The sequence below is a fragment of the Muricoccus nepalensis genome (assembly GCF_006438825.1).
Taxonomy (GTDB): Bacteria; Pseudomonadota; Alphaproteobacteria; order Acetobacterales; family Acetobacteraceae; genus Roseomonas; species Roseomonas nepalensis.
Genome location: NZ_RCZP01000051.1, coordinates 20768 through 32191, shown reverse-complemented (window position 1 = coordinate 32191; position 11424 = coordinate 20768). Strand labels below are relative to the sequence as shown.

Sequence of the window (11424 nt, the reverse complement as noted above, 5' to 3'; positions counted from 1 at the left end):
TCGACGGCCGCGTCGGCCCCGGCATGGCCGTGCTCGGCAGCCGCACCACCGACGAGGACCTCTCGGGCGTCCTCCCCGCCCTCCGGCGCCCCCACCTCGACTACTTCCGCCTCTTCTACGCCGACACCGCCCTCTTCGGCTCCGCCACCGGCCTGCCCGCCTCCCTCGCCTTCTTCGGCGCCGACCACCTCGTCTTCGCCACCGACGCGCCCTTCGGTCCCCTCCCGGAGACCCTCGCCGCCATCGACACCCTCGATCTCACCGAGGCGCAGCGACACGCCGTCCTGCACGGCAACGCGGAGCGACTGTTGAGGCTCTGAGCAACGTCACGCCGCCGTGGCGGCGGCCTGGCCGGCGAGGCGGCCGAGCGCGACGGCGGTCAGCAGCCCGTTGCCCGAGAGATAGCCCGAGGCCCGCGAGCCCGAGACGCCGCAGGCCGCCCCCCCGGCCGCGAAGAGGTTCGGGATGGCGCTGCCGTCCGGCCGCAGCACCCGCGCCGCGTCGTCCACCACCAGCCCGCCCTGGGTGTGGAACAGCGCGCCCGTGACCCGCACCGCGCGGTAGGGGGCCACCAGCGGCGGGGAGCCGGCGAAGCGGCGGCCGTGCGCGTCGGTCGCGCCCGCCGCCTTCAGCCGCGCGACCTCGGCCAGCGTTTCCGCGAGCGCGGCCTCCGGCAGGTGGGTGGCGGCGGCCAGGGCGGGGATGCTGTCCGCCTCCAGGATCGCGCCGGCGGCCTCGGCCTGGCGGAAGTCCTCGAACTGGCGGGCGATGCCGGCGATGCGGGCGTCGAAGATCGTCCAGGCGAGGCCCTCGGGCTGCTCCAGCACGCGCGCCGCCTGCTCGGAATAGCCGTGGCTCTCGTCCGAGAAGCGGCGGCCCTCCAGGTTCACCTGCACCCCGCCCTCGGTAATCGTCGCCCAGGTGATGAGGATGCCGGCGGGGTGCGCGACCGAGCCGTGGCCCTGGTGGCCGGAAAGATGGCGCGCCGCGGCGCCCAGCGCCTCCCCCCAGAGGACCGCCTCGCCCTGGTTGCCGGGATGGCCGAAGTAGAGCGCCTCCGCCAGCGCGGGGACGTGCTGGCGCACCAGCGCCTTGTTGCCGCCGTAGCCGTTGCAGGCGAGCACGAGCGCGCCGCAGCCGAGATGGTCCTCCGTGCCGTCCGGGCGGCGGAGCGTGAGGCCGGCGATGCGCCCGTCCAGCCGGGCGTGCAGCGCGGTGACCCACGCGTCGCAGAGGATGTCGACGCCGGCGCGCTCCGCGGCCTCGCGCAGCCGGTCCACGAGCTCCTCCCCGGAGCGGCTGGGCAGGCCGTGCATGCGGTTGGCGGAGTGGCCGGGATAGCGGAAGTCGGTGATGACCGAGAAGCGGAGGCCGTGCGCGTCGGCCAGCCATTCCAGCGCGGGGCCGGCGACGCGGGTGACGCGCGCGACCTCCGCCGGGTCGGGCTCCCCCTCCGCCTTGGCGAGGATGTCGGCCGCGAAGGCCTCTGGCGTGTCCTCGATCCCGGCTTCGCGCTGCCAGCGCGTGCCGGCCGCCGGCACCAACCCGGCGGAGAGGGCGGTGGAGCCGCGCGGCACGGGGTCGCGCTCCAGCACCAGCACCTCCGCGCCCGCCTCGCGCGCCGCGAGCGCCGCGCAGAGACCGGCGGCGCCGGCGCCGACCACCACCACGGGGATTGTGACCTCGTAGGATGTCTCGGGGGCGAGGACCGTCACGCGGGCGCGCCCAGCTCGGCCAGGACCTCCGCGATCGTGGCCACGCGCGCCACGGGCCGGAGCGCGGCGATGGCCGTCTCGTGCGCCGCGCGCCCGAAGGTGGCGCAGCCGTCCGAGAGGACGGTGACGTCGATGTCGCGCACATGCGCGTCGCGCACGGTGCTGGCGACGCCGCCGTTGGTGGTGATGCCGCCGACGACCAGCCGCTCGATCCCGCTCTTCCGCAGCAGCCATTCGAAGCGTGTCATGTAGAAGGCCGAGTAGGCGACCTTCTCGACCAGGAGGTCGCTCGGCTGCAGCTCGTCGACCAGCTGGTGCCCCCAGGAGCCCGGCGCGAAGTCGCCGCGCCGCAGGAAGGGGCGCAGGGCCTTGAGATGCGCGGAGATGATCGGCTCGCCCCCCTTGCCGGGCACGAGGGTGAAGTGGGTGGAGGCGACCCAGCCGCCCGCCGCGCGCATCGCGGCCGCGAGCGGCGCGAGGCGGGCGGGAAGGGCGGCGATGTCCGGGTCGCCTTGCCCGCCGCGGGCATAGGCGCCGTCCGGGTGGATGAAGTCGTTCTGCAGATCGAAGAGCAGCAGCGCGGTCCTGGCGGCGGGAACGGTGGTCTGGCTCATGCGGCGCTCCCGTCGCGGAAGGCCGCGCTCTCGATGATCATGTTGCCCAGCCGGTCCACGCGCGCGGCGAGGCCGGGATCGACGACCGTGGTGGCGTCGGGCTGCTCGAGGATGGCGGGGCCGGGGACCACCGCGCCCACCGGAAGGTCAAGGCGGGACAGGATCGCCGTCTCGTGCCAGGCGTCGCCGAACCACACGGGCCGCGTGCCGCGCCGGGCGCCCTCCAGCGTCGCCCCGGGCTCGGGCGCGAGGGTGGAGAGGTCGAAGCGCGGGCGGCGGCCGATGGCGGCGGTGCGGAGGTTGACGATCCGCGCGGGCACGCCGTCCAGCAGCCGGCTGAAGCTCGCCTGGTAGGCCGTCTCGAAGGCCTCGCGGATGACGGCGGCGGTGACGCCGGTGGTGCCGTCCCGCGCCTCGACCGGGAGGGGCACGGAGACCGTGTGCGTCTGCCCGGCGTAGTGCATGTCGAGCGCGAACACCGTGTCGATACGCTCCACCGGAAGACCGGCATCGGCGACCACCGCCCGCACCGCCGCCGCCTCCGACACCATCAGCCGGTCCAGCGCGGGCGCGTCGATTCCCTCCAGCGAGAGGTTCACGGTGCGGACCTGGTCGTGCCGGATGTCGGCGATGACGCAGCCGAGCGCCGAGTTGATGCCGGGGAAGCGCGGCAAGAGGGCGGCCTTGAGCCCGACCTCGCGGATCAGCGCCCCCGCGTGCAGCGCGCCGCCGCCGCCGAAGGGCACGGCGGCGAAGCGCGCGGGGTCGTGCCCGCGCTCGATCGAGACGAGGCGGATGGCGCTCGCCATGTGGCCGTTGGCGACCCGCAGGATCGCCTCGGCCGCGGCCATGGCGTCGAGGCCGAGCGGCCTGCCCACGTGCTCGAGGATGGCGGCGCGCGCGGCCTCCACGTCCAGCCGCGCGAGGCCGCCCCCGATCGGGCGCTCGGCGTTGATGCGGCCGAGCACCACGTTCGCGTCGGTCAGCGTCGGGCGGGTGTTGCCCTGGGCGTAGCAGACGGGGCCGGGGCGCGACCCCGCGCTCTCCGGCCCCACCTGCAGCAGCCCGCCGGCGTCGACGCGCGCGATGGAGCCGCCGCCGGCGCCGATGGTGGTGATTTCGATCATCGGCGTGCGGATGACGAGGCCGAAGTCGATGGTCGTCTGCGCGGCGAGCGCGGTCTCGCCGCCCACCACCAGGGAAACGTCGAAGGAGGTGCCGCCGAGGTCGCCCGTGACCACGTCGGGGAAGCCCGCTTCCGTGGCGATGGCCGCCGCCGCGATCACGCCGGCCGCGGGGCCGGAGAGGGCGGTGCGCACCGGCAGGCGGCGGGCGGATTCGGTCGACATCACGCCGCCGTTCGACTGCACGATGTGGAACCGCCCCGCGAAGCCCTCGCCCTGCAGCGCCGCGTCCAGCTTGCCGAGGTAGGAGCCGACGACGGGCTGCAGGTAGGCGTTCAGCGCGGTGGTGGAGGAGCGCTCGAACTCGCGAATCTCCGGCAGGATCTGCGAGGAGCAGGAGATGGTGTCGCCCGGCCAGGCCTCGCGCGCGGCAGCCAGGGCGGCCTCCTCGTTGGCGGGGTTGGCGTAGGCGTTGATGAAGACGATCGCCAGCGCCTCGGCCCCCTGCGCCAGCAGTTGCCGCACCGCATCGCGCACGGCCGCGGGGTCCACCGGCTGGCGGATCGTGCCGTCGGCCAGGGTGCGCTCCTCCACCTCCAGCCGGAAGTCGCGGTCCACCACGGGCACGAAGTCGCCCCAGAGGCCCCAGGTGCGCAGCCGGTCGCGCCGGCGCATCTCGATCACGTCGCGGAAGCCGCGCGTGGTGATCAGCCCGACCTTCGCGCCCTTCCTCTCGAGCAGCGCGTTCGTGCCGACCGTGGTGCCGTGCACGACGGAGCCGAGATCGGCCACCGCGCCGAGCTGGCGCAGCCCGTTGAGGAAGCCCACCGCCTCGTCGCCGCGGTTGGAGGGCACCTTCGCGGTGCGGAAGGTCCGGCTCGCCGCGTCGAAGAGGAAGAGGTCCGTGAAGGTGCCGCCGACATCGACGCCGACCACCCTGGCCGCGGCGCTCATTCCGCCGCGCCCGTCACGTAGCCGAGCCGCCGGTCGCGCGCCGCCGCGGCCGGGTCGCGCGCCGCGGGATCGCCCCAGCCGCCGCCGCCCGGCGTCTCCAGGCGCACGCGGCGCCCGGCCTCGAGGCGGATGTCGGTGATCTTGGAGACCATGGGCGGGAACTGCCGGCCCTCAGCCGTCTCCCAGGAGAAGCGGTTGCACGCCGCCGGCCCACCGCCGCCGACCCCGAAGGGCGCGACCTTGCCGCGCTCGCCGAGGAGGGAGACGCTCGCGGGCACCAGCGCCTCGATCTCGTAGACGGCGCCGAGCCCGCCGCGATGCGCGCCGATGCCCGCGGAATCCGGGCGCAGCGCCCATTGGGTGAACATCACGGGATAGGCGGCCTCCAGGATCTCCACCGGCGGGATGGTGGCGGTGGAGATCGGGTTGTTGGCGTGGTTCAGCCCGTCGCTCTCGGGGTTGCCGCCGAGGCCGCCGCCGAAGAAGGAGAACATTACCCAGCGCGAGCCGTCCGCCCGGTGCCCGGCCATGGAGAGCGCGTTGATCGTGCCGAAGGGCGCGGCCGTCGCGCGCGCCGGGTCGGCCTTGGCCAGGGCCCCGAAGATCACGCCGACCAGGCGCAGCACGGTCTCGGTGTAGCCGGCCATCGGGTGCGGCGCGCCGGCGCCGAGCAGCGTGCCGTCGGGCACCACGAAGCGGATGGGGCGGAGGCACCCCGCGTTGGCCGGCACCTCCGTGAAGACGTGCTTCAGCGCGACGTAGCACCCGGCGATGGTTGTCGCCCGGCTGATGCTGACCGGGCCCTGCGCGGCGGGGGAGGAGCGGGAGAAGTCGAGCACCATCTCCTCGCCCCGGATGGTCAGGTCGAGCGCGATGGTCAGCGTCTCGTCGGTGATGCCGTCGTTGTCGAGCACGTCCTCGAAGGCGTAGGTGCCGTCCGGCAGGCCGGCGATGGAGGCGCGCATCAGCGCCTCCGCCCGCGCCGAGAAGGCGTCGAAGGCACCCTGGACGAGCGCCTCCCCGTGCTCGTCGATCAGCGCGGCCAGGCGGCGCTCGCCGAGGTCGAGCGCGTTGAGCTGCCCGTTCAGGTCGCCCCAGTTGGAGGTGGGCACGCGGGAATTGGCGGCGAGGATGTCCACGAGGTCCCGGTTCATCACGCCGTCGCGGATCAGCCGCACGGGCGGGATGCGGAAGCCCTCCTGGTAGCTCTCGGTCGCCTTGGGGTTGTAGCCGCCGGGCACGTTGCCGCCGACATCCAGCCAGTGCCCGACCGAGGCCATCCAGCAGAAGAGCGCGCCCTGGCGGTAGATCGGCCGCACGAGGCGGAAGTCGTTGAGGTGCGTGCCGCCCTCGTAGGGGTCGTTGAACAGGAAGGTGTCGCCCGGGCGAAGGTCGCTGTCGCGCGCCACCTTGTCGATCACGGCCTTCACCGCGAAGGCCATGGCGCCGACGAAGATCGGCAGGCCGCTCGTGCCCTGCACCAGCGTCTCGCCGGTCTCGGCGTGGTAGAGGCCGTGGCAGGCGTCCTTGGCTTCGGCGATGATCGGGTTGAAGGCGGAGCGGAACAGCGTCGCGTCCATCTCGTCCGCGATGCCCTCCAGCCGGCCCTTCAGGATAGCCAGGGTGACGGGATCGGGGGTGACCGGATCGGGCGTCATGCCGAGGGCTCCTCGTAGCGGCGGCCGAGCGCGAGCATCTCCGGCGTGCCGATCACCGCGTTCAGGCCGCCGAAGTCGTGCATGCGGTCGGCGAAGGGCTTGTTGGAGCCGTGCTCGGCCAGGGAGCGGTAGTAGTCCCCCGCCGCGCGGGCGAGCGCGCGGACGATGCCGCCTGGGAAGATCACCAGCCGAAAGCCGGCCTGGCCGAGTTCCTCGGCGGTCGAGATCGGCGTGTCGCCCCCCTCCACCATGTTGGCCATCAGCGGGCGGGCGGTGCCGAGGGCCTGCACGATCGCCGCCATCTGCGCGCGGTCGCGCGGGGCCTCGACGAAGAGGACGTCGGCGCCGGCCTCGGCGTAGAGGGCGGCGCGGTCGATCGCGGCCTGCAGGCCGTCGGTCGCGATCGCGTCGGTGCGGGCGATGACCAGCGTCTCCTCGCTCGCCCGCGCGTCCACCGCTGCCCGGATCTTGCCCGCCATCTCCGCGGCGCTGATCAGCGACTTGCCCTGCAGGTGGCCGCAGCGCTTGGGCAGCGTCTGGTCCTCGATCTGCAGCGCGTTCGCCCCGGCACGCTCGTATACCCGCACGGTGCGCTGCACGTTCAGCGCGTTGCCGTGGCCGTTGTCGGCGTCCACCACCAGCGGCAGGTCCACGCGGTCGCGGATGAGCGCGACCGTCTCCGCCACCTCCGTCATGGAGACGAGGCCGATGTCGGGGCGGCCGAGGCGCGTGTAGGCGATGGCCGCGCCTGAGACGTAGAGCGCCTCGAAGCCCGCGGCGGCGGCGAGGGTGGCGGTGAGGGCGTCGTAGATGCCGGGCGCCGTGACGGGCCGCGGCTCGGCGAGGCGCTGGCGGAGAGAGGTGGGGTTCATGTTGAACTCACAGGCCAAGGTAGATGCGGCGCAGCTCGGGATCGTCGCGCAGGGTCGCGGCCGGTCCGCTCATGGCGAAGGTGCCGTTCTCGAGGATGAAGCCGCGCGTCGCGATCTCCAGCGATTGCACGACGTTCTGCTCCACCAGCAGGATCGGCAGCCCCTCCGCGTTCAGCCGCTGGATGAGGGCGAACATCTCCTCGACCAACAGCGGCGAGAGGCCGAGCGAGGGCTCGTCGAGGATCAGCAGGCGGGGCTCCGCCATCATGCCGCGGCCGATCGCGAGCATCTGCTGCTCCCCGCCGGAGAGCGTGCCGGCGAACTGCCGCGCGCGCTCGCGCAGGCGCGGGAAGGTCTCGAAGACGCGCTCCAGGTTCGCCGCGCGCCGCGAGCGGCCGCGGCGGTAGGAGCCGAGCTCCAGGTTCTCGCGCACGTTCATGGTGGGGAAGATGCGGCGGCCCTCAGGCACGTGGATCAGCCCGGCCTCGACGATGGCGGCGGGCGTCGCGCCGTCGAGGCGCGCGCCGTCGAAGCGGATCTCGCCCTCCCGCGCCGGCAGCACGCCCGAGAGAACCTTGTTCAGCGTCGTCTTGCCCACGCCGTTGGCGCCGAGCACGGCGACGATCTCGCCGCCCGCGACCGCCATGTCGAGGCCGCGCAGCACCTCGACCGCGCCGTAGCCCGCGCGCAGGCCCCGGACCTCAAGCATGGGCGCCGCCCGCGGCGATGCGGGCCGCGGCCCCGTGGCCGAGATAGGCCTCGATGACCATCGGATCCGCGCAGACCTCGCGCGGCGGCCCGGCGGCGATCATGCGCCCGCCCGACAGCACGTGGACGTGGTCGCAGAGGTTCATCACGGCCTGCATGACGTGCTCGATCATCAGGATGGCGACGCCGCGGCCGCGAATGGCGCGGATCACGGGGATGATGTCGCGCACCTCGGAGGGGTTGAGGCCGGCGAGCACCTCGTCGAGCAGCAGCAGGCGTGGCTCGGTCGCCAGCGCGCGGGCAAGCTCCAGCCGCTTGCGGCCGGCGACGGTCAGCGAGGAGGCCTGGGCGTTCAGCATGGGGGCGAGCCCGACCTCCGTCGCGACCGCCTCGGCCAGGCGGGTCGCCTCGGCGCGGCCGGCGTGGCGCAGGTAGGCGCCCACCGCGATGTTGTCGCGCACGCTGAGCCCCGCGAAGGGCTGCACGATCTGGAAGGTGCGGGCCATGCCGCGCGCGGCGCGCCGGTGGGGCGCCTCCGCCGTCACGTCCGCGCCGTCGAAGGTGACGCGGCCGGTGCTGGGCGCCAGGAAGCCGGAGAGAAGGGAGAACAGGGTCGTCTTGCCCGCCCCGTTCGGCCCGATCAGCCCGACGAGCCCGCCCTCGGGCACGGAGAGGGAGGCGTTGTCCACGGCCAGCAGCCCGCCGAAGCGGCGGGACAGGCCCTCGGCCTTGAGGAGGCTCATCGCGCCAGCCCCCGCGCCGCGCGCCGCAGCCCGCCCATCACGCCCTGGGGCAGGAAGGCCACGGCGAGGATCAACAGCGCGCCGAACAGCACCAAGTCGATCCCCGGGACCGGCCCCGCGATCCCTGCGAGCGCGATCTTCGCCGCCTCTCCCGCGCCGTGCAGCGCCAGCGCACCGATGACGGGCCCGAGCACCGTCCCGCTGCCGCCGAGGACGCAGGCGATGAGCACCTCCACCGAAATCCAGGTGCCGTAGGCGATGTTGGCGTCGAGGTAGAGGAAGTTCTGGGCGTAGAGGCAGCCCGCGGCCGCGGTGATGGCGCCCGACAAGGCGATGGCGCCGAGCTTCGTCCGCAGCGCGTCGACGCCGAGCGCCCGGGCGGCATCCTCGTTCTCCCGCACCGCCACCAGCCGCGCGCCCAGGCGCCCGCCGGCGATCCAGGCCGTCAGCAGCAGCACGGCCGCGACCACGGCCAGCACCAGCCACAGGAAGGTGGCGCGGGAGGGGAACTGCAGGTTGGCCGCCCCCGGCGCCATGCGGATCAGCAGCCCCGCCGCGCCGCCCGTGAGGTCGAAGGCGTTAGCGAGGATGCGCAGCACCTCCGCGAAGGCGAGGGTGACGAGCGCGAAGTAGGAACCGCGCAGCCGCGCCCGGAAGGACAGGAAGCCGATCGCCCAGCCCACCAGCGCGCCGAGCGCGACGCCGATCGCGAGACCGGCCCAGGCATTCACCCCGTAGCGGAGCTGCAGGATCGCCGTGGCGTAGGCCCCCGTGCCGAAGAAGGCCGCGTGGCCGAAGGAGAGCTGCCCGGCATAGCCGCCCAGCAGGTTCCATCCCTGGGCCGCCAGCGCGACGATGAGGGAGGAGAGAAGGAAGTTCAGCGCCGCGTTGGACGCGACCAGCGGCGCCAGCGCGAGGAGCCCGAGCAGCATCAGGCCGGGCAGCACGTCGCGGGCGCTCATGCGCGGGGCCCGAACAGGCCGGTCGGGCGGAACAGCAGCACGAGGATGAAGATGACGAAGATGCCGAGCTGCCCGAGGCTGTCGCCGAGGAAGAGCCCGCCCAGGCTCTCCACCACGCCCACGAACAGCCCGCCCAGCAGCGCGCCCGGGATGGACCCCATGCCGCCAAGCACGACGATGGTGAAGGCCACCAGCACGAAGGCGTTGCCCACCCGCGGGTTCACGTAGAAGGTCGGCAGCAGGAGGCAGGCCGCGATCGCCAGGCAGGCGCAGCCGAGCCCGAAGGTCACGGCGTAGACGTGGCGCGGGTCGATTCCCACGAGCTGCGCCCCCAGCTTCTCCTTCGCCACCGCCCGGATGGCGCGGCCCGTGTCGGTGGCCGAGAGCAGCGCCCAGAGCAGCGCGGCCGTCACCAGCGCCACCGCGAAGCCGACCAGCCGTGGATAGGAGAGAAGCATCGGCCCGACCTCCACCACGTCGAAGCCGGCGTCGCCGCCCAGGCTCCGCGTGTCCGAGCGGAACACCGCCAGCAGCGCGTTCTCCAGCACGATGGAGAGACCGAGCGTTACCAGCAGCGTGTTGCCGTCATCCCCGTGGCTCGACGGCCCGATCACCCAGCGCTGCAGCGCGTAGCCGAGGCCGAAGAAGGCTACGGCCAGCGGCGGGATGGAGAGGTAGGGATCGAGGCCGAAGGCGGCGTGCAGCCCCCAGGCCGCGAACATCGCGCAGGTCAGCAGGGCCCCGTGCGCGAAGTTCACGATGTGCAGCACGCCGTAGACGAGCGTGAGGCCGAGCGCAACCAGTGCGTAGGCCGCGCCCGCCAGCAGGCCGTTCACGGCGGCCTCGGCGATGAGGGCGGGCGGGAACATCAGCCCTGGATCGGGAAGACAGGCTGGGCGTTCGCGACCTCGGCCGGGAAGATCACCTTGATGTCCCCGTCCTGCACCTGGGTGTTCACGGGGCGCGCGCCCTGGTTCTGCCCGTTGACGAAGCGCGTGGGGCCGTAGGGCATGATGTGGCCGGAATAGTCGGAGGCCGCCAGCGCCTGGATCACCTTCGCGCGGTCCGCGGCGCCCGCGCGGTTCACCGCATCGGCCACGAGCTTCACGCAGGAGTAGTTGAGCGGGATGTTGTAGCCCCAGAACTTGCCGGCCGTGTCCGCCGCCGCCTTCAGCGCGATCGCCTCGGCGTTCTTCGGGTCCTGCCAGTGGTTGCAGTCCATCACGCCCAGCGCCGCGTCCGGGAACTCCTTGACGAAGCGGTAGTTGGAGGCCGCGCCGTTGAGCACCGCGTAGATGCCCTTCGGCCGGATGCGCTGCTGGCGCATGGTGCGGGCGAGCAGCACGAACTCGCCGTAGTAGCTGGAGGGGATCAGCAGGTCCGGCCGGAGCGAGCGCAGGCGGAGCGCGATGTTGTTCATGTCGCGCGCCGGGGTCGGGTGCGGGATCGTCTCCAGCACCTCGAAGCCGTGCTTGGGCAGCTCCGTCGCCATCAGCCGCGCGAGGCCGGTGCCGAAGAGCCCGTCCTCGTGCACCAGCACCACGGTCTTGCAGGGCTTGCCCGCGCCGTCGTTCAGGCGGATCAGGTTGTCCACCGCGGCCGTGGTCACGGCGCCGAAGCCGGGGGCGAAGCGGAAGGTGTTGGCCAGCCCGCGGGAGGTGATCTGGTCGGCCACCCCGACGTCCACGACATAGGGCAGGTCGTAGCGCGCCGCCGCCTGGCTGGCGGCCAGGCAGATCGGGCTCGCGAAGCCGCCGACGATGGCGACCACGCCCTCGCCCTGCAGCTTCTCCACCTCCTGCGCCCCCGCCTCGGGGTTGGAGCGGGCGTCGGCCACCACCAGCTCGACCTTGGCGCCGCCGAGCGCGGATAGGCCGCCCTGGGCGTTGATGAAGGCGGCTGCCTGCTCCGCGCCGAAGCGGCCGAGGTCGCCGTCCTGCGCCAGGGCACCGGTCAGGGGCTGCAGGACGCCGATCTTCACCGCGGCCGGCTGGGCCCGCAGCACCGCCGGCATGGCCAGCAACCCGGCGCCCGCGCCGAGCAGCGCGCGGCGTAAAACGTGGGGATTCGTCAT

Annotated in this window: 11 protein-coding genes; 1 reads left to right on the top strand and 10 read right to left on the bottom strand. The window is 73.6% G+C overall.

Features of this window, described 5'->3' with window-relative positions; genetic code table 11:
- A partial coding sequence (locus tag EAH89_RS27260) for an amidohydrolase family protein (protein WP_140886851.1) occupies positions 1-320 on the top strand: 320 nt, incomplete at its 5' end.
- 6 nt (positions 321-326) lie between these two features.
- On the opposite strand, the gene EAH89_RS27255 is transcribed toward EAH89_RS27260, so the two are convergent.
- The 10 genes from EAH89_RS27255 to EAH89_RS27215 are packed head-to-tail and all read right to left on the bottom strand — an operon-like array spanning position 327 to position 11424.
- Positions 327-1715, bottom strand: a complete 1389-nt coding sequence (locus tag EAH89_RS27255; RefSeq protein ID WP_206667698.1) for an FAD-dependent oxidoreductase — start codon at positions 1713-1715, stop codon at positions 327-329.
- A complete protein-coding gene (locus EAH89_RS32270; RefSeq protein ID WP_206667697.1) occupies positions 1712-2329 on the bottom strand; it encodes a cysteine hydrolase in 618 nt (205 codons plus the stop codon). Before EAH89_RS32270 ends, EAH89_RS27255 begins: the two co-directional genes overlap by 4 nt.
- Positions 2326-4407, bottom strand: a complete 2082-nt coding sequence (locus EAH89_RS27250) for a hydantoinase/oxoprolinase family protein (RefSeq protein WP_140886849.1) — start codon at positions 4405-4407, stop codon at positions 2326-2328. The genes EAH89_RS32270 and EAH89_RS27250 overlap by 4 nt, the downstream gene beginning before the upstream one ends.
- Positions 4404-6065 (bottom strand): hydantoinase B/oxoprolinase family protein, encoded by a 1662-nt coding sequence (locus tag EAH89_RS27245; RefSeq protein ID WP_140886848.1) that lies wholly within the window; start codon positions 6063-6065, stop codon positions 4404-4406. Before EAH89_RS27245 ends, EAH89_RS27250 begins: the two co-directional genes overlap by 4 nt.
- Positions 6062-6937 carry an isocitrate lyase/PEP mutase family protein gene (locus EAH89_RS27240; RefSeq protein ID WP_140886847.1) on the bottom strand — a complete coding sequence of 292 codons (876 nt, stop codon included), beginning with the start codon at positions 6935-6937 and terminating at the stop codon, positions 6062-6064. The genes EAH89_RS27245 and EAH89_RS27240 overlap by 4 nt, the downstream gene beginning before the upstream one ends.
- A 7-nt stretch (positions 6938-6944) precedes the next feature.
- Positions 6945-7646: an ABC transporter ATP-binding protein gene (locus EAH89_RS27235; protein WP_140886846.1), complete on the bottom strand. Its 702-nt coding sequence runs from the start codon at positions 7644-7646 to the stop codon at positions 6945-6947.
- Positions 7639-8388, bottom strand: a complete 750-nt coding sequence (locus EAH89_RS27230) for an ABC transporter ATP-binding protein (protein WP_140886845.1) — start codon at positions 8386-8388, stop codon at positions 7639-7641. The genes EAH89_RS27235 and EAH89_RS27230 overlap by 8 nt, the downstream gene beginning before the upstream one ends.
- Positions 8385-9350, bottom strand: a complete 966-nt coding sequence (locus EAH89_RS27225) for a branched-chain amino acid ABC transporter permease (protein ID WP_140886844.1) — start codon at positions 9348-9350, stop codon at positions 8385-8387. The genes EAH89_RS27230 and EAH89_RS27225 overlap by 4 nt, the downstream gene beginning before the upstream one ends.
- Positions 9347-10219: a branched-chain amino acid ABC transporter permease gene (locus tag EAH89_RS27220; protein WP_140886843.1), complete on the bottom strand. Its 873-nt coding sequence runs from the start codon at positions 10217-10219 to the stop codon at positions 9347-9349. Before EAH89_RS27220 ends, EAH89_RS27225 begins: the two co-directional genes overlap by 4 nt.
- Complete coding sequence (locus tag EAH89_RS27215; protein WP_140886842.1) at positions 10219-11424, bottom strand: ABC transporter substrate-binding protein; 1206 nt, start codon at positions 11422-11424, stop codon at positions 10219-10221. Before EAH89_RS27215 ends, EAH89_RS27220 begins: the two co-directional genes overlap by 1 nt.

Coding starts and splice junctions, on each gene's coding strand:
- EAH89_RS32270 (WP_206667697.1), bottom strand. CDS start 2,329: ATGAGCCAGACCACCGTTCCCGCCGCCAGGACCGCGCTGCTGCTCTTC.
- EAH89_RS27250 (WP_140886849.1), bottom strand. CDS start 4,407: ATGAGCGCCGCGGCCAGGGTGGTCGGCGTCGATGTCGGCGGCACCTTC.
- EAH89_RS27245 (WP_140886848.1), bottom strand. CDS start 6,065: ATGACGCCCGATCCGGTCACCCCCGATCCCGTCACCCTGGCTATCCTG.
- EAH89_RS27240 (WP_140886847.1), bottom strand. CDS start 6,937: ATGAACCCCACCTCTCTCCGCCAGCGCCTCGCCGAGCCGCGGCCCGTC.
- EAH89_RS27235 (WP_140886846.1), bottom strand. CDS start 7,646: ATGCTTGAGGTCCGGGGCCTGCGCGCGGGCTACGGCGCGGTCGAGGTG.
- EAH89_RS27230 (WP_140886845.1), bottom strand. CDS start 8,388: ATGAGCCTCCTCAAGGCCGAGGGCCTGTCCCGCCGCTTCGGCGGGCTG.
- EAH89_RS27225 (WP_140886844.1), bottom strand. CDS start 9,350: ATGAGCGCCCGCGACGTGCTGCCCGGCCTGATGCTGCTCGGGCTCCTC.
- EAH89_RS27220 (WP_140886843.1), bottom strand. CDS start 10,219: ATGTTCCCGCCCGCCCTCATCGCCGAGGCCGCCGTGAACGGCCTGCTG.
- EAH89_RS27215 (WP_140886842.1), bottom strand. CDS start 11,424: ATGACGAATCCCCACGTTTTACGCCGCGCGCTGCTCGGCGCGGGCGCC.